We start from the raw sequence: 23,848 nt of genomic DNA on the forward strand, positions 1-23,848 counted from the left end.
TTCTTAGCGTTTATGTTTGATTTTATGGTTATTTTGTCACGTTGAGAAAATTCTAGACAATAATATAATCGCGGCAAAATATACTCTGCCAAATTACTATGATCACTAAAAATACGCTAAAACCAACGTTAGGTCTCATGGCTGCTTCACTATTATTGAGTGCATGTGGCGGTGGGGGTGGGGGTGACAGCACGCCGCCAGCTAGGAAGACAGGAAGTATCTCAGGAAACGTTTTTGACGCTCCCGTCAATGGTGCGAAGATCGAGGTGTTTGAATACAAGAACGGAAAAGTTGGCAGGTTGCTTGCCAACACGACTTCTAACGCCTTCGGTGATTACAAGCTTGAATTCGAATCTTCATCGATGCCTTTGTATGTAGTTGCGCAACAAGGAAGCTATACCGATCCGCTTACGAAAGAGATCGTGTCGTCAAGTGCAGGTAAGACTTTGCGCCTAGAAGGTGTCGTCAACTTTAGTGAAGGCAGTAACCAGACATTAATGCTGACGCCTTTAACTAATATTGTTTCTGGTTTGGCAAAGTACAAAATTGCAGAAGGGGCATCTGGGGCGGATGCTATTTCTAAAGCATTGAGTAGTATCAATGGTATGTATGGGTTCAATGTCAATGAAACCACACCGATTGACATAACTAAAGGCGGTCAGAGTAGCTTTGCTACACCCGGACATCAGTACGGTGCGTTGCTAACGGCTTATTCTTCTTACTCTTATGATTTGATAGAGAAATACGGTCAGTCTAAAGACAATATATATACCTCAATGCATCTTGCAGACATTCAATTCCGCGATGTTATTGCAGACGGTCTTTTAGATGGCTTAGAAATTAGTGAGTCTACAGGTGCTGTTACTCCACTTACGTTTGGTCAGCAGAAAGTCACCAGTGACGTTTATACGCAAGATCTTTCGCAGCAAATTTTAATTGTGGTGAACGATCCCAAGCTCAATGTTTCTGGAACCGATGCTGATGATTACGTGGCGTTTAGCCAACAAGTCAATGATTTGGGGACTCATGGTCAGACTGATGGCGTTATTCCGCCTCGCGACGAGACGGAAATTGACACAATTCCGCCAACTGTTACTCGCACAGATAGTGACGTTTTAGCTGGCACAGATAACGTCGATCTCAGAATCAACGACGATATTGGCGTTCAATCTATTTCTGCTTATGTTGAATACAAGCTAAACGGCATTTGGTCAGGAGAATTTAAATGTAGTGACCAGCAAACTTCTGGTAGTGAGTTCTGTTCGGTAGATGCTGGCGGCTTTGAAGTTGGTGTTCGTGAAACAAACATCAAAGTAAGCATTGATACCAATGCGATTGATGCTGTAGAGCGTGATTCGGATACTGGTCTTTCTAATGTATCGGATGCTCGTTTGGTCTTTTACACTGCAGACGTTTTAGGTAATGAACTTGTTCCTGGCAGTAACAAAGGTCACTACGTTAATTTTTATTGGGATAATGACGCGCCTGTTATTACGGTGAGTTCAGCGAGCGCGATCAACAAGCAGCTTCCCGAATATGTGTTAAAAGGGACTGTTAAAGAGGCATCTCAAGACATTAAATCGGTTAACGTCTCCTTCAAAAACGGTTTACCAGAAGAGCTCAGTTGTACTCCGGTTATCACTGAGTCAGGCAGTGCTTGTGAATTCACCAGTAAACCTTATTCGACAGAAGAATTCTTATCTACGACCACGTTTGATATTACGGCGAAGGACACAAAAGATAATGTCGGTAAGCTAACATTTACCGTCAGTCGCGATGACCAAGCTCCAGCTCAGATCGTTGCTTACCCTGAAGGGGCGTCGATGAACTACGTCAATGTAAACCTTGATGGGGAGCGATCGACATACGAGGGTGTTTACACACAAGATACTTATACTTCTGATAACGTGCAGTCGAGTCGAGACTACTTGAAAATCGACTACGTCTACGCAAGCTCAGGTTTGAAATCTCTTGATGGTGTCGACTTCGCAAACTTTAACGTTAACTTATTAAAAGAAAAGAAAATTCCTTATGTAAAGGTTCGAGTTTCCGATGTGAGTTCAGACACTGTCTTGGGAACGAGTGCTGACAAACTGAAGCTAGTGGTCAAGTACTATGTAAGCCCAAACAATGATGGTCAATATGCCTTCCAAGAGAGAACACAAACAGTAGCTTCAACAGAAGACGTTACCGCAAATATTCCTCACGAAACGATCATGGACAGCAACGGTCGAGTCAGCGAAGTTATCTATTATGTTCCTTTCGTAAGAGAAATCCTTGGTGAAGGCTTTAAGAACGTTTCTGAAAACGCGAGCCAAAAGCTGGAAATCCAAACCATCGATGAATCTGAAAACGTGAGTGCTGCGCAAGTCGTTTACTTCAGAAGCAGTTTTGACTTGCCGACAATGACCGTCGTGACGCCTTTTATTGGTGCGCGAGTGCAATTAGAAGGGTTGAATCCCAATGGCGAATTCACATCTTTAGCTAGTTGTACCACCATCCAGCAACCTGAAAGCGATCAGACAACCGCGCTTGACGTCGCGGTGTGTGAAACCACAACTGATGTGGTGAATTACGAATTCATGCGCGTACGTTTAATCGGTGTAGAAGGGACGGATCCTCATTACTACCAATGGAAAGATGATGAGGGTAAAAAGGCGAGTGTAAACTTAAATAACGCCAATATAGGTGCATATTTTGAGCTTGATGGCTCAAACACTTATTACATCACTGAGCTTGCAACCTACCAAACGGGTTTGTTTGATTATCGTTGGAACCAAGTAGAAGCAGGAGATAAAACGTCAGAACGTGCATCGCAAATTCTTACTGATGTGAAATACGCTTTATCGGGTGCCAACAGTAACAACAGCTCATTCTTTGGCTTTGACCCGACCGTGACGGCTTATGCCACGAACGAGATGCTAGAGAAACCAATACCTAATGTTTTGACCAATGACTACTTACATCGATTCCTTGTTGAGGCCATCGATGGTTTGGCGCAAAACCTGCCGAGAAACAACTCTTCTGATTTTGCCTCTGCTATCTATGATGATCTTAGCTACGATGGTAAAGCAAATGGTCTTGGAGCTGGTGGTAACAAAATCAAACTAGATGATTATGAGTTCAGTTCTGACACTTACAGGAAAGACCTTGCTCAGTCGTATTACAACATCATGACGGGTAAGTATCAGATTCCTGATAATATTGCTCAGCTATATGCTGATGATATTTCACAGGCAAACCCAAAACTTGGCAATGACAGTATTTTTGATAGTGAAGGTGGAAGTATTGATGTATATCCACCGGAGAAAACGTTGAAGATAGTAACTGGTCGCCAAACGATGGTTGGTAACAAACGTTATGTCGCGGGGGAAGTGGTTTCCCAAGTCGTTTTGGAAGACCCATCAGGTATTGTCGAAAAGGGCGATAATGCACCTAAATTCAAAAGTATGTGGTATGCGGGAAGCAATCCAAATACGGCTATTCCACTGGATCTAAACATAGAAGAGTCAGGCGAGAGTGGGAAGTTCAAAAAAGAGTACTTCTTTACGCTTAACTCAGAGTCATCAGACTTAAAGGATATTATTGAATTTGCACTGGAGATAAGTGCGTTTGATACCAAAGGCAATGGTTATTCTGAGTCCAACCCACATGTAGAACGCCTTTATGTAGATAACGATTATCCGAAGGCGAGTTATGAGCCTCCCAAAGACATCAATGATGAAGAAATCAAAGATGGTGTTTACCTAAGCGTTAAGAATAACATTCACGATCTGACTTTTATCTTAGATGATGTCGTTGGTGATAAGCTCGATAAGCGTAGTCTTCTACTTTACAAAAGTTCAGGCGAAAAATATCCAGTTTCGTATGAGCAGTTTTATAAGAATGAAACAAAACGATTTGTAGTACGACTATGCAGCCAGAAAGACTGTTCGGGTCAAGGAGTCACCATCAACCCAGGGGATGGTAACTGGTTCGCAGTCGCTAGCGCAGAAGATAATTTGGGCAATGCCGTATCTGATGCCGATAGCGGTGCACCAAGGTTCCGCATCTACATCGATTCTGAAGCTCCAGTTGTTAATGATGCGAATATTGCTGAACGATTGGGTGGCAACAGTGTTTGGACACCGATCATTGATTGGGGCGAACTCAGTCAGGGAAGTAACGTAAAGATTGAGTTGAGCAAAGGTTCGGGTCAGACCCAGACATTAGAGGCGTGTGACCCTGTAGCAAGTAGTTGTGATGAACCGTACCTTGTTGGCGAGCAGCCAGATATTAAAGTTCAGTTGGTTGCAAATGCCTTTAGTTATGATGCTACCAATGAATTCTACGTGACGGCGACAGATACAGCGTATCCGAAAAACGAAAGTAGAAAAGGTACGTTTACCTTCAAAGTTGATAACGAAGGGCCAACTATTTTACTTTCTACCCCTTGGGTTGAAGACGCTTTAACAAAGGAAAATGCAGTCGTTGGTCGTAATTTCAACGTGCTTTTTGATGGAGTGACAGATGATTCGAAAATCACGGAGGTCTCGTTATTCCAAGTTGGACAAGCAGATGCGCTGAAAACATTCAAACCCGCAGAACCAAGCCAAAAGTTTCCCATGCCACTTGTCGAGAGTGATACTGACAAAATTGATATGCCGGGTGAAGGGAACAGTGTCAGCCTTTACGTCAAAGCGAAAGATATTCATGGCTTTGAGAGTCAATCCAACACAAATAGCGTCATTTTTGACAATCAAGGTCCAGATTTTAACTTGGTTGGTCACGATGAAAGTAGCTATTACGTCAACGATTATGTGTTTGAGCTGAGAGCCGTTGACTTGGGCGCAAGCGGCAATGTTTCTGTTGAAGGTGTTGATAGAGAAAATCTAGAGTTCTGGATATTTGAGGATGCAGAGCCGCCTTTTGGTACGCAAGGTACGGACATAGTTAATGCCGAAACTCTAAAGGTTCCTTTAGGTGGTTTGAGTGATGGTGAGCATACTATTAGGATCAAAGGTCTTGATGTTCGTGGTAACTCTTCCCAAAAAGATTTCCGGTTTAATGTAAGTAACAAGGTTCCTCAACTGGATTTAAAAATCACTAACGTTGCGAACGGTGAAACAATAGATCGCGTCGTATATGACGAAGGTGACATAAAGCTGACGTTAAAAGTAACGGATGTGAGTGGTGTAAAGAACATTGTTTCTACTTATAAATACTCCGGTGAGAGCAAAGCTACGGACTTTCAGTTCGATGAAGTTGTGGGTGAAGAGGGTACGTGGACTGCTACCTTGAAAGAGTCTGAGTTAAAAGCTGATGGTAACTATGAACTCAGTATTAGTGTTTACAACAATGTCCAGCATAACAGCGACGATAATCCATTAGTCAGCAAGATAAACCACACGCTTAGTGTTCAGCGTAATGGTGTTGCTCTTGATGTATTAAAACCAACTCAAGACTTTCAAAACTATGTCTCTAATGGTGTGCTGGATGTCACATTCACAACGCTAAGTGAAGTTAAAGCGCAGCAAATTCAGTGCTGGGTTCGTCAAGAGTACGATGGTAATGAAGCCCCTGATGAGAACGAAAAGCCAACTTCTGGCAAGAAGAATATATCTCCAGGACAAGAACCTAGTTGTACCGTTGACTCTGAAAGTACCTCATTGTCACCGGCAATATTGATTGTTCAAACTAAGGGGACGAATGGCGCGGTAGCGGTTCAGAAATTTGACTTTAAAATGATGGACTCAGACTCCCCAGTAGTCACTCAACCAGCTACTGATACTTATCAATTCTCTGGTGGTGAAGTAACCCACAACCCTGGTGATGACACGAAGTTTCTAGCGTTCGAGCTTATGTTTAAAGATGAATTATCAGGAGTGAACATCACCAATGAAGACAACTACCCTAAAATAATTCGGAAAGCGGGAGCGATTCCTTTTAGCGCAGAAAGTTGTGTATTAAATGCGGATGGTCAGGTTGTGTGTCGCTACAAGGAAAAGTACTCCGACATTATCCAAAAGACCGCAGTTACACATGATTACAAAGTAACAAACATTAAAGACAATGCAGGTAATTTAGCCCTAGATCATGAGTTTGAATTTTTGTTACCGACTGAAGATCCAATCGTTGAAATTATCAGCCCAAGTGAAGGCAACGTTCTAAATGGTAAAACTCTTGATGTAGAGTTTAGAGTGAAACTGAGTAAAAATTCAGAACTAGAAAACGTAGAAGTCACCTTTGGTGAAGAGTCCTACAATCTCAAAACGGATGATAACTTTGAAAAGTTCAAGCCTTGTGGTGTTGATGGAGAATATCGTTGTTCTATTTTCCATAGTGACCAATTAGAAAGCTCTCTAGAAAACAAAGCACTGACTGTAAATGTGACTGCCACAGATGTTTGGGATAACCGTGGAAGTGCAGCAGTTAAAGACATTCGATTCGATAATACAGCCCCAATTATTGGGGATGTGATCACGGTTTCAGAGCAACCAAACGATAAGGTTAGGTTCACTTTTGATGAGATGAGAGATGAAGTCAGTGGACTCGCTACGGTTAAATACACAGTGCGTGTGCTCAACTTTGAAGAAGAAAAAACGGAGAATGTGACCTATTTCGAGTTGCCTAAAGATCAGATCGCAGGTCGTGATGAAATCAGAGTTGAGGTTATCGCGACTGATGCTGTCGAAAACTTTGAGTCCGCAACAAAAACTGTTTATTTAAAAGCGCCAACAGTAACACTTGCTTTTGATGGCATTGCTGGCTTGCAAGGAAACAAGCTAGCGTTTGTAGATGAGAATCAATCATTTACGATTACCTCTAAAGATAGTGAGCACGTCAAGGCTTCTAGCTACTCTGTAGATATGATTCCGAAGGTTGGGGATACGCTTAATTTCAAGGGAAATATAACGTCATCAACGGTGTCAGGCACTATGGTGTTTGATGCCGATGACCAGGCTGAGTACACGTACAAAGTCACTGTCATAGATTCCATAGGACGTTCGATTACAGACTTTGAGCTTTTCGATAAATCTTATGATGCCAAAGGTCTCGACTCTGTTGTTGACCATGAGATACCAGTTATCACGGGTGTTCGCGCTGATCAAGTTTCTATGACTCCGACAGGTGATAAATACAATTTGGATGTAACCGCTTATGTTTCAGATAAAAACTTAAGTTCAGTCACATCAACGGCTGATAATGGGGCAGGGGTAATTGTTGGTCCACAATCAATCACACAGCCTGCCAACGATAGCGACCCGTATGTAATGCACTACCTATTATCAAAAGGAGACTACACGATAAAAGTAGTGGCGTCGGACCTCGTCAACCATAAGGCTGAAGAAACGATAACGCCGACAGTGGAAGCTGCAAGTGTCCCTGAACTCACAATATCGAGCTCTGGGAGTGCTCCATTAGCTGGTGGTGTTGAAGTTCAGCTTACGTTTAAGTTTACGGAAGACGTCAAAAACTTTGAGTTCTCTGATGTAAAACTCGAAGCAAGTGATGGAAGTGATGTTGGAGAGCTGAAGCTTCTATCTTGGAACAAAACTGATGACAAAACATGGACTGTCAACTACTTAACTCCAGAGAGGGCGGATAAAGATATAACCATACGAGTCGATGATGGTAGCTATGAGAGCGTCAATACTATCCCCGGAATTGGGGATAGTTTGCTTCTAGGGGTTGAAGGTGTGTTGCCAACACTGACTAAGGTAACGTTTGACCCGATACATCAGGAAATCGGCAAATCTGTCAACATCCAGCTTGAGTTCGACAAAGAGTTGCAAGAAGCGACTGCATCACTAGGAAGCAATAACGTTACATCACTAGCGGTGACCGCAAATAAGAAGGTGTGGACAGGCACAGTTGAGGTTCCGAATGTACCGGAAGCTAGCGTTGGTCTTGTTGTCAGTCAATATAAAGACTTAGTGGGTAATGTGGGCGAAAACAATGCCTCAAACGCATTGCCAATAACTCCAACCTTAACAGTTGAGAATATCCGTGATGTCAATTCAACTGACGCTGCGACAGTAGCAGTCAATGGCGGGAGCACACGCTTCGTAACCACCGACACATTAACCATAAAAGCGGTTGATACGGACGGTAAAGAAGTCACGAAAACCACCAGTGCGAATGCTCTAGGTCAATGGAGCACATCCTTGGATGTCACGAGTCTAAAAGACGGCACCATTACCGTGACTGTTAATGGCACGAACGATTTGAAAGCCGTGGCGAAAGAGGTGTCTACAATGTTCACTTTGACGCAAACCAAACCAACGGTTGATGATAGCCAAACGACTATTTCACCGCAGTACGCTGCGGCGGGTGAGACCGTCACAGTGACAGCTACATTCGATAAAGAAGTGACGACTCCAACAGGTTCAACTCTAGGTACTGCCGCGATCAACTGGACGCCACAGGTTGGCACTCACACCCAATGGGAAGGTTTAGTTCAAGTGGCAGCGGTAGCCGATTCAGTGAAGAGCGTAGAGTTAACGCTGCAAGGCTTTGAGGATGCAACTGGCAATGCTGGTGAGCCGTTCACATTGAGTAAGGCGTTAGCTATGACACCAACTTTAACGGTTGAGAATATCCGTGATGTCAATTCAACTGGCGCTGCGACAGTAGCAGTCAGTGGCGGTAGCACGCGCTTCGTAACCACCGACACATTAACCATCAAAGCGGTTGATATGGACGGTAAAGAAGTCACGAAAACCACTACTGCGAATGCTCTAGGTCAATGGAATACGTCCTTGGATGTCACGAGTCTAAAAGATGGCAGCATTACCGTGACTGTTAATGGCACGAACGATTTGAAAGCCGTGGCGAAAGAGGTGTCTACAACGTTCACTTTGACGCAAACCAAACCAACGGTTGATGATAGCCAAACGACTATTTCACCGCAGTACGCTGCGGCAGGTGAGACCGTCACAGTGACAGCTACATTCGATAAAGAAGTGACGACTCCAACAGGTTCAACTTTAGGTACTGCGGCGATCAACTGGACGCCACAGGTTGGCGCTCACACCCAATGGGAAGGTTTAGTTCAAGTGGCAGCGGTAGCCGATTCAGTGAAGAGCGTAGAGTTAACGCTGCAAGGCTTTGAGGATGCAACTGGCAATGCTGGTGAATCGTTTACTTCAAGCAAAGTGTTAGCTATCACGCCAACCTTAACGGTTGAGAATATCCGTGATGTCAATTCAACTGACGCTGCGACAGTAGCAGTCAGTGGCGGTAGCACGCGCTTCGTAACCACCGACACATTAACCATAAAAGCGGTTGATACGGACGGTAAAGAAGTCACGAAAACCATCACTGCGAATGCTCTAGGTCAATGGAATACATCCTTGGATGTCACGAGTCTAAAAGATGGCAGCATTACCGTGACTGTTAATGGCACGAACGATTTGAAAGCCGTGGCGAAAGAGGTGTCTACAACGTTCACTTTGACGCAAACCAAACCAACGGTTGATGATAGCCAAACGACTATTTCACCGCAGTACGCTGCGGCGGGTGAGACCGTCACAGTGACAGCTACATTCGATAAAGAAGTGATGACTCCAACAGGTTCAACTCTAGGTACTGCGGCGATCAACTGGACGCCACAGGTTGGCACTCACACCCAATGGGTAGGCTCTGTCCAAGTGGCAGCAGTAGCCGATTCAGTGAAGAGCGTGTCGTTAACGCTGCAAGGCTTTGAGGATGCAACTGGCAATGCTGGTGAATCGTTCACATCAAGCAAAGCGTTAGCTATCACGCCAACTATTATGCTCGAAACCATCAATGATGTATCAGGTGCGACAACGGTAACCGTCAATGGTACCAGTACTCGTTTTGAGGTAGATGACACAATCGAAATCAAAGCTGTTGATAGTGCTGGCGTAGAAGTAACAGGGAATACACTTGTGCTTGTCGGCGGAGCATGGACGATCGATTTAGACCTTTCAACCCTAAAAGATGGTGTCATTACTGTCTCCGCAAAAGGCACTAACGCGTTATCTGCGACAGCTGATGAGGAGAGCACAACATTCAATTACGACAGTACGACGGCTCTTGTTATTCCAACGTCTTGGGATAAACATCATGGTGATATCCCCTTGCTTAATGCAGCCTAATTGAAAGCGAGCTCTTAGCTCGCTTTTTTTACCTAGATTTAAGTGATCTAAATCAAACGATTCGCTTTTTATAATAATTTAACCGGATGATTCAATGGTCTTTCTACAAGGTGAATTATCTAGAATACCTATAAGTATTTTGTTTTTAGATGGTGTTGGTGTGATTGTGGTGGTCAATTTAGATATGTAATGGTGAATATGCCACGTTGAGAATATGTCGCAATATTATATAGTTACGGCTGATTGCTATACCCCAAGTATAGAGTTCTGCAAACGATAGGGTACAACCTATCACTTGTGTAATCGTATTGAAGTGACACCAACCTAGCATCACGTCAAAACGGTTATGCGTTTTTGTGGGTGTGATAAGCACTCACCTTTTTATTCACGCTTTCTCAGTAGTAATTAACCAACGTATTGTTACTGGGGAAGCTGCTCCCTTTAGAGCCTTGGCTTGCCGCTATATTTTGGTCTATTGAAATTGTTAACTTCTGCCCAAAAACGAAAAAAAAACCGATTTCTGAAAATATAACTTTTGAAAGGTTTGGGTGGTTATTGTGTCTTTATTGCTAGTGATAATTACCAATAAGCCTGTCTTTTTGTTGTTTTTAATGGTTTTAACTTTTTCGTCGTTTTCTCTATCTGATTGAATGTTATAAATTTAATTAGTAGCATTGAGCCACCAAATCGTACTTGTAAGCCTTATCAGCTTAAATGTCACCGCAACCATATTTACGATGTTGGTTGTGGAGAATCCAAATGCATTTAGTTTGCAAATTTATACCTAGCTCGAAGCTATCCTCCAACGAGCTATCTTATGTTCTTACGCCAGACGAGTGTATAGGGCAGCTTTCGCGTTTGCGAAATTCAGATGACATTCTTAGAAACCTCCCTAAAGAGTTTGCGCAAAAGATTTCTCTCTCTGCCAAGAAAACGACCAGCGGATTGTTAGCTGCGATCAGAATCGAATTGGGCAAAGGTAGCTGGGTTCCATTATCTTCCTTCGCTCGTAGGTCGCCATTAACGGATTCTCAGTTGCAAAGTTTCCCTAGGCTTAAAACACTCGTTGACTCTGTTTCTGCTTCGAATGAAAGCAAAGTTTCCAAAGCGGGTTATAAGCAGGTTACTGATGATGTAGCTCTAGTCCGCAGTTACACGCATGTACCTTCTGAGCCAAGCCCAGAACAAAAAATCGTTGTCGAGTTTGCAGGTCAGTGGGCTAGCAATGCAGCATGTTTGATGTTGGGTAAAACTGACGCTCAAAAAGAAAAAGTGACTGTAGGCAGGGTCGATACCGAGAACAAACACCGCAGCCTCGCGACGTTTAAAGATCTCGATGCTGAAGGCAAAACGCTTTATATCAAAATTCCTTGTTCCGACCAGCCTCAGCCAATCTTGCTTAAACTCGCCGAAGACCTTCAGCCCGTTGATAAAGAAACTCAGATGGATGAGTGGGATAACGTGTTAGTGCCAGTAGTTCCTCTATACAAATCGGGTTCTTCATGGGATGGCTACACATCAGGGCGTTTTTACGTTATTTGGAAAGGAGAAGTCTGGCGTGAGTTGCAAGTAACTAGCAATGGTTATTTTGCTGATGTAGACATAAGCAATAGCCGAAAAAAAACAACGGACACAAGACATGTCAATATTGATGGCTCTTCATTGTTCCCCGGTGAGAACGTTGCATTTGAACCATTCTCAATTTTGCAAGATGGGGTAGAAGTCTTTAGCGGTGAATTAGACATCAATGAGCAGGCAAGAGTGTTTAGCTTGGTTGCTGAGGAGGTCGAGATCAAGTTTGCCGGTTTTGCACATGAGCAAATTTTGGTTTCGACGAACCTTAGTCCCATGAAGGCCTCTTCTGCGCCGAGTGGTGAAGTGTTGGGTTATCCGCTGCCTCATATCTGGCTACCATACAAAATTAAAGGCGAATGCCAAGATGTGTATCTGTATTACTCGTCTCAAGCCTTGAGTGATGGTGCTGTCTCTGAGTTAGAGAGTAACTATCAATCGATGGCAATTTCACTATCCGAGATGTCGGATTACAGCAGCTCTAAAGGTTTTTACTCTACAAACGGTTTTTAAATTACCAACGCTATCTGAAAGTCAAAAAGTGAAGGCGGTTGTTAATGAGCAGAACAATTGTAATGTCGCGGCAGTAAACATACCGCCTTCTGGAAGCGAGATCATATTACGCTATCGAGTCCTTGCCTCCACCGATCAGCCCGATGATTATTTTATGTTACAAAATGAAGAACATGGATGGTCACAAAAAGCTTACTTCAGGTGTGCCACTGCTGATGATGATGGTTACCTAAATTTACGATTTTTCGGCTGGCCTGAAAAGGTTAAAGAAGTCGATATTTTAAGGGGGGCTCATGCATCACGAGGGAATGAAACTCTCGAAACGTTTAAGTTGCGCGAAAAAGTAAAAGTTACGGATTTATTAGGCTAAAAAATGAAAAAAACACTACTAATCACGTTATTAGGCTTAGCAATCATTGGTTGTAATGACCAATCTCAACAGAGTGCTTCCCCTGTTTCGAGTTCTGCGCAAACAGAGCAAGAAAAACACCCAGAACGTGTTTATGTCGGCGAGCAAAACTACTACGTAATGGAATCGGCAGTCACCAATGAGAATTGGGTATCCGATGACAAAATAAAACCTATGCCGGGTCAGTTCCCTAAATACTATATCTTTAATTCAGATGAATGGCCTAAGGAAGATATCAGCGATGCTAGCTCTTATGACCTGCCGCGTTTTCAATTTGCGTGGGCTAATGATGAAGACAAAGTGAACTTAAAAATTTGGAGCATGAAGACAGATGGTACAGATTTACGTTTAGTCGTAGAAGATACCGTTGGATATGGGGTTGTGCTAATTCGACGCTCTCCTAATTTACGTTACGTTTCATGGATTGACAGTGGTACTGGTAAGTACGTATACGATTTGGAAACAGGAGTGACAACTAAATTACTTGGAGGGGGCTATCCTGGTATGGTTTGGTCGGAGGATAGCCGTTTTCTATATTTTCACACAATGCCTGGGCAGAAAATTGATGCTTATAATGCGCGTTGGGATTCTGAAACAGGAAAAATAGAACCAATTGATTTTGGAATTGGTCCTGCGGCTGTTATGAAAGACAATCAGTTGATCACACTTAATGATTACGGATTAGTAAAAATAGACTTAGAAACTAAAGAAAGAAGCTATATCGACTTCGTTGATAGATTACCGGATAGCGACATCTTAATGAAATTTCGTTCGATAAGTCCTGATGGTCATTACGCTTGGGGAGAAAATAGTAAATACGATTTCTTCTTTGATATTAAAAACAACAACGTTAAAAAGTTCGCAGCAGAAGATGATTTCTTAAGGGCTCTCATTTTAGGGGCAGGTGCTCGCTTTAGCGCGCGTGACCGAGTGTCTTACATATCAGTAGTTGATCGCGAGAAAAAACAAACCTGGCAATGGTATGCATTGGGTACTGGCGAAATAGGCGTTGACTCAAATATGAGCCTGTACAATGGCTTGGCGAATGATGGCTTGTGGTTTAAAGGAGTTTCGCGATGAGTGACTTGCATACTTACGATAGGTCGTTATACCTCTTAGGCGCAACTTATCATAGAAGCAGAGATAAAGATCGAAACGTTGTCTTTTCCGACTGGAACCAAGAGAGTGATTTGACTGGTGACATTCAGTTAAAAAATGTTAGACCGCTCTCTTTTACCCCAATACTAATAGATGCACTATCTCAAGACTCTTTAACTTTGCCTAGGTTTTGGGGAAGTGATCAATATGGCAGGCTATGTAAGGTGTCTTACTTAAGTGAAGCCATAGAGGGTAAACCGCAAGTACTTCTTCGCCACAATAGCCCACTAACAACTATTGATGATGATCAAAGTTATGAGATGCTATTTCCACCCACTAATTTAATTGGTCAACTGGCACAAAGTTCATCCTCTATTACTCAAATTAAGGAACGCGTAAAATCCCTCTACACCAAAATGAGTCCTCGGAACAATAACCCCAGGCTTTTTAAACCGTCAAAAATTTCAGTAAAACAACTTGCAAGGCCATATGACGATGAACATGGGCAGTGGCTTACACAAGAGGAGAAGAACTACAACCAATGGTATGCAGACATCCAGTCGTCTGGTGTTGAGTTTATTGAAGGTTTCGTTGTTCCTACTGTAAATACAATCAGTATTGTATTTAGCAGCGATGTTTATGTTGGTGCGGAAGTGTCTTTACTAAAGTACGCAGATACCTTGAGTGATGCTCAGCAAGAAACAGAAGTTGTAATTGCACGTGATATAGTTAGGCTGCCATTTTATGTAGGTGAGGATAGAAGCTCTGAGGACTTTAACAACACGCTTCCGTCTGTAACATTTAATTTGCCCTCTGTAATAGACAAATCGATGGTAGACTCCCTAAACGACGAGCAAGAATTTGTTGTCGGGGATGGCTTCTACGGACTTAGAGTCCAATTCTTTGTTAAAGATTATTTAAAAGCGAATGAACGTCTTCAAAATAAAGTTCCTGAAGTTATTCAGTCTGGGAGGCTTCGATTTGAACGTAATAAATCCTCAGCGGTTACTGGTGTAGCAGATCAGGATTGTTATACCTACGAACTGAACGAAAAGGTAACGTTTAAATCAATCAGTGGTTATGGAAAACTTGCTATTGTGTGCGGTGACATGATCTCTCTTGAAGAATGTTTGTTTTATCAGTATCCCCAAGCGTTACCCTCAAATTACAGCGAGCTGATGACAAAAACTGGTAAATCCGACCCTCTCTCTGGTACGGGTGTCAATACACTCGGTTTAGCGTCAGCAATCAAAAAGAACGCGGAAAGTTTAGGCGAAGGCTTCCTAATGGGAGGGAATCCATTCTCAGAAGGCCTGAAAGAGACAATGTTCAGTGTAGCTAAAGGCATCTGGTCGGATATCGAGCAACAAAAATTGCCTGATTTAATGACTAGCAGCGTTGCGCTTGCTTTTGGCTTTTCAGCATTTAAGGAAAGCCGTAAAGAATTAGCCAAAGCGATAACATTTGCTAACCAAGGACTCGATTTTAACCAGGCGGCAGCCTTGGCGTTTCGCAAGAGCGGAATGAACATATCCTTTATTAAGCGTGAACTCGATGTGATAAAGGCTAGCTTGATCACGGGTACATTCAGTGAGAACTCAACACGACTCGCGAGGTCATGGTTTAATGGCTCCGTAATGGAGAAGATGAATCGCGCATTTCCGATTCTTGAATCTGGTTCTAGCCTAGTTGATTTGTACGATTTAGTACAAAAAGAAAACGAGCTTGAGAAGAAATCTCTTGAAGCCAAAGAAGATTTCGATGCGGTATCCCAAAGCTACCTTCAATCTATTTCGGTTATTAAAGCGTATCAAGAGTGGGCACAAGCGTTGGACGACGCTAAAAAACTCATCAATGGTGGTAATGGTGAGTCGATAGCTCACATAGTTGAGGACCGCCAAGGGTTGGCGATTCACATCAATTTTAAGTTCAACGAATGGCAATATGGCAATGAGCACGGCAAGCTGAGAACAGATATTAAACAAGTGTGCCAGAATTTGGCGCAATTGATGCTTGATAATCCGAGTTATAAGCTATCGATAGAGGGGCATGCGGGTAGGATTGGTTCTTCTGATGCGAACGATATAGTGGCTGCTAAACGTGCAAAGACTGTTACTAACGCGATTATCTCCATTGACTCCAACTTGGAAGAAAGGGTTTACACAGCGTCTTATGGCAATACTCAGCCGCTAACGGCTGATGGTACCAAGAGCGATATGTCGCAGACCGGAGACAGTGCACCTGCCGCCCTAGATCGACGAGTTGAAGTTCGATTGATTATTCCTAATTATCAAGTTGCTTTACCACCAAGCCGCAGTGGTATGGTGGAACTAGAGAAAGCACGCCAGTTACAGCAGGCATTGGATGTTGGCTTAGATGATACGCAGAAGGCGCAAGTCGCGGCGGTGTTAACTACTCTTAACGGGTTTGCGATGTTTACACCGCTAGCTCCGCTTGCTGCGGGCCTTTTGTACCTAAGGTCGGGAGCAGAGCTAGCAGACTGCGCGCTATCTGTGTTGGACGAGCTGATTACTGAAAAAGCCTATTCTGACTTTAAAGGACGTTATCAGAATATCGACCAACTAAACCAGTTAGGTAAAATCCATATCCGAGTCCTTCAGCAGTACAGAGATCTAGAAGTAACGATTGAGCGTAGTGAGATAAAGACACTTGATGAAGTTGAATCTCACCTGAAGAATAAAGAAACAGTGCAAGAGCTGCAGAAACGATTTTTACTCCGTGCACTTGCGCTTAATGGGCTTGTGGAACTGCTTGCTCGAATTTCACTTTGGAACCCTAATGTTCCTAAGTTGCAAGGGTTGCTTGAGGAATATCGGGTTAAGGATTACATCGATGTTTACGTTATCAATGATAACTGGGAGGCTCCGTTAAGTAGCTACAACACCATGGCTCAGAATTGGATACAACGAGTTAGGGATGATAAGTCAGGTGCAAGTGCTGCCCGTGCTTTTGCGCAATCTTGGAAAAATGAACATTCGCCACAATTGTCACCTTTGTTGAAGAGAGCTCGCATTCAAGGGGAGTTCAATAAAGGCTTCCCAGTACAAGCCCGTCTATATCAGGGGGATACGGACAATGGCTTTTCCGATTTCGCGAAAATGTTCGATAACAACGTGGAGGCGATTAAATCGGACGATATCGGCTTCAGCCGTTTGCTAGTTGATAGTAAAGGGGATGGGGTTTCTTGGAAGCCGCTTGAAGAGTGGATTTCCCCAAATAAAACCAATCGAATTACGCCTTTTACACGTGTTAAAGTACAGATCGTATTATCAAGTAATGCCTCTAAATCCAAGAAAAAGATATTTAAGACAACGCTGCAATACTGTTGTGAGCGGTCGCTTTGGGACTTTAAAGGGCCAAGCTTTGAGGTTTTGATGGCGCCGCGAAAAGCGGATGATCTAACTTTGTGCGGAAGCAACGATAAACTAAAAAGTTACTTTGACCAACACGCAGTTGAAGAGCATCTGACATGTGTTGAATTTGATCCAACATATTGGTTCGGTGAGTATGAAATCCCAGGTCTTAAGCCTTTATACTCAAATTACGAGATGCAAGACTTTGATAAGTGGAAACAAAGTGGAGAAGCTCGCTCAATGCAATACTATTTCACTGCTGATGGGAATACGTTGTCTCTAGCTGGTATTGAACAGCAGTTATCCAAGTTTAACTATGGTGTCGATGACAATAATACCTATGGCAAGCAGTGTTATCTGAATGGTGATGGAGAAGTCGAGTTTGATGGCTTACCACTTGTTCTATACGACGGTTTAGCGAATAGGCAAGTGGTGATTAACGAATATGATTTACTAATCGAAGAGTTTGTTAAAAGTGCTTCTGCTAAAAAAACTGAAGGTATTGCTCCGTATCTAAAAGGTGATGTTTCGAGCTTTAGTGCTGTTTCGAAAGGGAGTAGTTTTGAGTGGTTCGATGACAAAGCGCCAAAATCCTCCGCGCTTGATTGGTCCAATGACAAACCAGTTACCATATATGTCGCTTTGCTTTCCGAAGGCGGCGAAAAAGAGACATATAAGCGCATGATGGGAGAGGGCTATAGGGTGCCAATGCGGTTATCTTTGTCGATTGAAGAGCAAGAATCGATGTTTTCAAAAGATGCGACTGAAGGACCAAGTTTCTTTGGTTCACTGCTTGAAGTAGGCGAGTACACTTATACGAAAGAAGTCCCTTCTCCTTATGCAAAAGTAGAAATTAAAGAGGTGAGTTTCACTGAGGCTGATACTGAGGTTACATCGGACCTAGCATCTTTTGTGGAAGAGTTTCAGTCGAAAGTCAAAGACGCTCCTAATCGATACTTAGACCCATTTAATGACCGCAGAACGCTACACATTGTTAAGTTTGAGCTTAGATACACATCTCCTACGGGACGACGAGTGCCTACTTTGAGACCATTTGGTCCTATTGTAGACAAGAAAAAAGCAGAGTTCTTACCGGTGCATATTTCGGTATCCTCGCTATCGCAAACGGGGCTTGCACCCGGTGTAGGGGAGTATCCTATAAAGCAGTCTCAGAAATTGTCTTTGCCTGGTGGTCAAAAATACAGTGTGCAAGGCGTGCCTTGGATGGAAATTGAGGGAGATGCTTCTCGAATGAATGATTCGGCTTTTCTCTATTGGCAAAAAGAGTTAGCGAACAACCCAGTGAAACGAAAAGCGTGGATCGAGGATTGGATTGTGAAAGAACCGATGAATGTTAGTGCTCCGCAGCAAAAATCAATATAAAAAAACCGCCTTCGGGCGGTTTTTCTTTTCTTATCAATGAAAACTGAAGTAGGAGTTCTCGTTTCTCCAATCAACCCGCTGCAGAAATATCGTATTTTTTCATCTTATGGTTGAGGGTACTCATTGGTAGAGCCAACTGTTCGGCGGCTTTCTTGGTGTGCCAGTTGCAGGCATTTAAGCAGTCGATGATCACTGTGCGCTCGTACTGACTGACCACTTCCTTAAGACCCATCAAGCCATCGTCAGAATCAGAACGCCTTGGTTCTTGAACTGGCTGTTCAGGTTGCTCGGTAGCAGGGGAGACAGCATTAACTTCGAAGCTTGGCACATCTTCTAGTATTTGTTCGCCAAACTCGATGTGAGTGATGGTTTCAAAATCGGACAGTAGCACTGAGCGTTCGATGATGTTTTTAAGCTCGCGCACGTTACCTGGATATGGATAAGCAAGAAGCTGTTTACGGACGTTGGCACTTAAGCCTGGTGCCTGTGGTAAACCTAACGTGTTAGTCGTGTGCTGAACAAAATGTTCCGCAAGTGGAATAATGTCCGACTGACGTGCTCTCAGCGGTGGTAAGGTAATCGGGAATACATTCAAACGGTAGAACAAATCGGCACGGAATCGGCCATCTTTGATTTGCTGCATGAGATTACAGTGGGTGGCCGCGATTACGCGAACGTCTACCTCAATCTCTTTGCTAGCACCGATAGGGCGAACCTTACGCTCTTGTAGCACACGCAAAAGCTTTGCTTGCAGTAGCATTGGCATATCGCCGATCTCATCTAAGAAAAGCGTACCACCATTGGCTGCTTCAAACAGACCGACTTTGTCTTTATCTGCACCAGTGAATGAGCCTTTCTTATGACCGAAGAGTTCCGATTCTAATAATTGCTCTGGGATTGCGGCACAGTTCTGAACGATCAAAGGTTGCTCTGCTCGGTTAGAGTTTTCGTGAATGTATTTCGCGATCACTTCTTTACCAGCGCCCGTTTCACCACGCAATAACACATCGACAGGAAGGGATAACACCTTATCAAGTCGATTCAAGACATTGAGCATTTCTTCGCTCTCTGCAATAGGACCCTGATAGGTTTTTTGGGTACGCTTTTTGAGTTGAGTGTTCTCACGAAGCAGTGCTTGGTTATCGGCACTCAGGCTTTTGATCACTTGCCCATATTGCTCTAACCAAACCGCTTGGCGAATATTGCTTGCGGCCATGCGACAGAACTCGGTGAGTGCGGCTTCGTTGTCGATAACACTTAAGTCGAGCAAGACCAAGAGTCCAATGGTCTTACTTTCGCTATCAATCAAAGGCCAAGCCAGTAAATTCTCGCTCTTTAATCCAAGCGTCTGCTCAGTTAGATAAATGCTGTCACAGTCGTAGCCGTTGTACTTATACAACTCGTTAATCAACACCACCTCACCATTGCGAATGGCAAAGTTAAATGGGTCGTTCTCACTAGCGGAATCTATCTGCAATGCCTCCCAAGGGTGGGAAACAATCGTTTTATCGTTATGGTGAGCGGTACTTGGAATCAACGCCTGGCCAGTCTGATCCAAAACATAAATGATGCCGTGCTTTGCGAGGGTCATTTGTCTCGCAGCAGTCAACACGGCATCTAAGGTTTGGGTAAGCTGGCTGCGATCAGCCAAAGATTGACTGATCGCAAGTAGGGCGTTGCTAAGTTCGCTATGGTTAGCTGAACGCATAGGTTAGTGTTCCTTGCTCATCGACAGACACTTCGATTTGCGTATGTGAATCATCCTTGTCATGCACTAGTAGCTGAGTCGATAGCTGAGGCAGTAGTTGACGGTTGATGACCGCATCAATGTTACGCGCACCTGTTTCAGCAAGACGACAGTTACCAAGTACGAACTCAACCAAGTTATCTTCGTAGCTCATAGACAACTTATGATGACTCTGTAGACGCTGAGAGACTTTGTTGAGTTTGTGGTGAATGATTTCTGTCATTGCTTCATCAGACAGCGGAACAAATGGCAGTACCGACATACGTGCTAGGAGCGCTGGTTTGAAGTGTTGGTTCAACGTCGGGCGGATGGCTTCTGCGATGATGTTGGCATCGATGTCTTTTGATTGATGAACCAAAGATTCAATCTCATGCGTTGCAAGGTTGCTAGTCATGATGATTAGCGTGTTCTTGAAGTCGATAGTACGACCTTCACCGTCGTTCAGTGTACCTTTATCGAACACTTGGTAGAACAGGTTCAATACTTCTGGATCCGCTTTTTCAACTTCATCAAGCAGCACAACTGAGTATGGACGTTGACGAACGGCTTCTGTGAGCATGCCTCCTTCACCGTAGCCTACATAACCCGGAGGTGAACCGATTAGGCGAGATACCGTGTGCTTCTCTTGAAACTCAGACATGTTGATGGTCGTCATGAAGCGCTCACCACCAAACATTTGGTCGGCAATTGCACGAGCGGTTTCGGTTTTACCCACACCGCTTGGACCAACGAGCAGGAATACACCTGTCGGTGCGTCTGGGTTTCCTAGGCCGGCTTTTGCAGTTTGGATACCTTCAGACAGTGCATCGATAGCGTATTCTTGACCTTTGATGCTTTGTGCTAGGCTTTCTTTTAGTTTAAGAGTGGTTTCTGCTTCGTCTTGAAGCATCTTACCCATTGGAATACCAGTCCAGTCCGAGATCACGTGGCTGACTTCATCTGGACCCACTTCAAAGTGAACCAGTGGGTTGTCATTGCGGATTGCGTCTAGCTGTTCTTGGCAGGCTGAAATTGCAATGCGAACCGCTTCTTCATCCATTTCTGCGCATGGAGAAATGTCTTGCTCATGTTCTGATTCTTCATCAGTAATCTGCTGTTCTTCGTCGGTTTCACCAGACACTAACTCATGTAAACGAGAACGTAGTGCAATCATTTCTTCGATTTGCTCTTTCTCTTTGTGCCATTGTGCTTCTTGTTCTGCTAATTCTTCTTTTGTTGCTTCCATTGCCAGTTTTAGGTCTGGAATATTAGCAAGACTGTGTTTATCGCCTGTTTGTTGTAGCGCATCTCTCTCAAGGGCTTCGAGCTCGCGCTGTTGTGCAGCAAGCTCTTGTTGAAGTGTTTCTACAGACGCAGGAATGGCATTTAGACTGATGTTCACACGCGCGCATGCTGTATCTAGAACATCAATGGCTTTATCTGGCAGTTGGCGACCCGAAATGTAACGAGCTGAGAGCGCTGCAGCTGCGGTGATGGCATCATCGCGAACGTATACATTGTGTGATTTTTCGTAAGCAGGGCGCAAACCACGGATGATCAATGCCGCTTGTTCCGGAGAAGGCTCGTCGAGTTTCACAAGTTGGAAACGACGCGCAAGGGCAGGATCTTTCTCGAAGTACTTTTTGTATTCCGACCAGGTTGTTGCTGCGATTGTCTTGACTTCACCACGGGCTAGTGCAGGCTTTAGCAAGTTTGCAGCATCGCTGCCGCCTGCTTGGTTACCACCACCAACAAGTGTGTGTGCTTCATCGATGAAAAGAATGATAGGGGTTGGCGAGTTTTTCACTTCATCCAATACAGCGTTTAGGCGTTTCTCGAATTCACCTTTTACGCTTGCCCCGGCTTGTAGAAGTCCCATATCCAAGCCATAAAGCTCGACACCTTTTAGGTTGTCAGGCACATCGCCTTGCACGATCTTAAGTGCTAGTCCTTCAACGACGGCTGTTTTACCAACGCCAGGCTCACCAACCGCAATAGGGTTGTTTTTGCGACGACGGGCAAGAATGTCCACAATTTGGCGGATCTCTTGGTCACGGCAGAATACTGGATCGATTTCGCCTTTGCGTGCTTTACCAGTGAAGTCGGTCGTGAACTTGCTCAGTGCTGAGCCATCTTCACGAGCTTGAGTGTTTTCTGACGTGGCGACTTGCGCTTCGATAGAGTGGCTCGTTAGCTCTGCAAAGTTGCGTTTGAGACTATCAGGATTTACGGCTTCAAGGATAGAGGCGTAACTGTGTTGACCGTAACGTAGAGGGTTGCTAACAAGAGTAAGGAGCAGAGCACCGGAGCGGATTTGTGTTTCAGACAGATCTAAAGAAGAAACCAGCCAGCTTTCTTGTAACCATTCAATTAATAAAGCAGAAAAAACGGGTTTGCTGCCATTCCCTTTGGCGTTGGTATCGAGAGTGGATCGAACCGATTGTCTTAATAAGTTCTCTGAACAATCAAAATGACTTAATAAGACGTCAAAATCACTATTTGGTCTTTCTAATAGACTCAATAAATAGTGCTCAATTTGAACTTCGTTTGCTTTTTCAGAAACTGCAAGTGCAGCTGCGTCTTCTAGTGCAACTTTTGCTATCGGGTGTAGACGCTGAATTAATGAAGAAAGGTTTATATTTATCATGACCATTTAATTCTTTAGAGGAAAAGATGTAATGGCTATTATACTAAAAGTGACAATGCTCTTTTTTTATCAAGATGTTTTAACTAGCGTTTATTGGTGATTTTAATGAGAGTATTAGTGGTAATATTTATCGTGGCGAATCATACTTTGTTATTTTGAATTAATTAATAGTGAATATAACCAAAAGGCTAGGTTTATTAACTTTATTGTCTTGTTGTTATATGGTTATTTCCACTTTTTATATTCGAAACAATTTATTATTATTTGAATCCAATTTTTTTGTTTTTCAACCAATAAATTGTACTTAACAAATAGGTAAATAATGGCTGACTTCTTGTAAGTTATTGTATTTTATTGTTTATTTTAGTTGGCATGGAGTTTGAATATACTAAGTAGTCGCGGTGATAAGCGATTTGGTGATTAAACAAAACAGATTTTAGAAAAGGAAATAGCGATGCCAACTCCAGCATATATGTCTATCAACGGTGAAACTCAAGGTCACATTACAAAAGATACTTACTCTGCGGACTCTGTAGGTAACACATGGCAAGAAGCTCACGTTGATGAGTTCCTAGTGCAAGAGCTTGATCACGTGCTAACTGTTCCACGTGACCCACAAAGCGGTCAGCCAACTGGTCAGCGTGTACACCGCCCACTTGTTGTAACTAAAGTTCAAGACCGTTCTTCTCCACTACTATTCAACGCACTAGTATCTGGTGAAAAACTTCCTGAATGTGTGATTCGTTTCTACCGCACTTCAGTTCAAGGTAAGCAAGAGCACTACTACTCAATCAAACTGATTGATGCGCTACTTGTAGATATCCAAACTCGTATGAACCACTGTCAAGACGCAGCAACTGCTGACCGTGTGACAGAAGAAGTACTTAAGTTCACTTACCGTGCAATTGAAGTGACTCACGAAAACTGTGGTACAGCGGGTAACGACGACTGGCGTGCTCCACGCGAAGCTTAATTGCTCTTTGCGTAAAGATTCAGGGCCAACAATTGTTGGCCCTAATCCGA

The 23,848-nt window shown here is 43.5% G+C and carries 6 protein-coding genes and 1 pseudogene; 5 read left to right on the top strand and 2 right to left on the bottom strand.

What is annotated here, in order from left to right:
- The first annotated feature begins 137 nt into the window (after positions 1–137).
- The 4 genes and pseudogenes from J4N44_RS20730 (at position 138) to J4N44_RS20745 (ending at position 18,452) form a co-directional block, all read left to right on the top strand.
- The gene (locus J4N44_RS20730) at positions 138–10,103 is read left to right on the top strand and encodes a tandem large repeat (protein WP_252045696.1); all 9,966 of its coding nucleotides are present in this window, start codon (positions 138–140) and stop codon (positions 10,101–10,103) included.
- 759 nt (positions 10,104–10,862) lie between these two features.
- Positions 10,863–12,558: pseudogene (locus tag J4N44_RS20735) on the top strand (hypothetical protein).
- A gap of 3 nt (positions 12,559–12,561) precedes the next feature.
- A complete protein-coding gene (locus J4N44_RS20740) occupies positions 12,562–13,677 on the top strand; it encodes an SMP-30/gluconolactonase/LRE family protein (RefSeq protein ID WP_074051591.1) in 1,116 nt (371 codons plus the stop codon).
- On the top strand, positions 13,674–18,452 hold the full coding sequence (locus tag J4N44_RS20745; protein WP_252045697.1) for an OmpA family protein: 4,779 nt from the start codon (positions 13,674–13,676) through the stop codon (positions 18,450–18,452). Before J4N44_RS20740 ends, J4N44_RS20745 begins: the two co-directional genes overlap by 4 nt.
- A 70-nt stretch (positions 18,453–18,522) precedes the next feature.
- Here J4N44_RS20745 and J4N44_RS20750 read toward each other — a convergent pair whose 3' ends face one another.
- Positions 18,523–20,160, bottom strand: coding sequence for a sigma-54-dependent Fis family transcriptional regulator (locus tag J4N44_RS20750; RefSeq protein ID WP_252045698.1), 1,638 nt, complete (start codon positions 20,158–20,160; stop codon positions 18,523–18,525).
- The gene (tssH, locus tag J4N44_RS20755; protein WP_252045699.1) at positions 20,147–22,825 is read right to left on the bottom strand and encodes a type VI secretion system ATPase TssH; all 2,679 of its coding nucleotides are present in this window, start codon (positions 22,823–22,825) and stop codon (positions 20,147–20,149) included. Before tssH ends, J4N44_RS20750 begins: the two co-directional genes overlap by 14 nt.
- A 454-nt stretch (positions 22,826–23,279) precedes the next feature.
- On the opposite strand from tssH, the gene J4N44_RS20760 reads away from it, so the two are divergent.
- Entirely contained in the window at positions 23,280–23,798 is a 519-nt protein-coding gene (locus J4N44_RS20760; protein ID WP_005449492.1) for an Hcp family type VI secretion system effector, read from the top strand.
- Positions 23,799–23,848: the final 50 nt, after the last annotated feature.

Origin of the sequence: Vibrio sp. SCSIO 43155 (assembly GCF_023716605.1) — a bacterium.
In the GTDB taxonomy this organism is placed as follows: Bacteria; Pseudomonadota; Gammaproteobacteria; order Enterobacterales; family Vibrionaceae; genus Vibrio; species Vibrio harveyi.

Coding starts and splice junctions, on each gene's coding strand:
- J4N44_RS20730 (WP_252045696.1), top strand. CDS start 138: ATGGCTGCTTCACTATTATTGAGTGCATGTGGCGGTGGGGGTGGGGGT.
- J4N44_RS20740 (WP_074051591.1), top strand. CDS start 12,562: ATGAAAAAAACACTACTAATCACGTTATTAGGCTTAGCAATCATTGGT.
- J4N44_RS20745 (WP_252045697.1), top strand. CDS start 13,674: ATGAGTGACTTGCATACTTACGATAGGTCGTTATACCTCTTAGGCGCA.
- J4N44_RS20750 (WP_252045698.1), bottom strand. CDS start 20,160: ATGCGTTCAGCTAACCATAGCGAACTTAGCAACGCCCTACTTGCGATC.
- tssH (WP_252045699.1), bottom strand. CDS start 22,825: ATGATAAATATAAACCTTTCTTCATTAATTCAGCGTCTACACCCGATA.
- J4N44_RS20760 (WP_005449492.1), top strand. CDS start 23,280: ATGCCAACTCCAGCATATATGTCTATCAACGGTGAAACTCAAGGTCAC.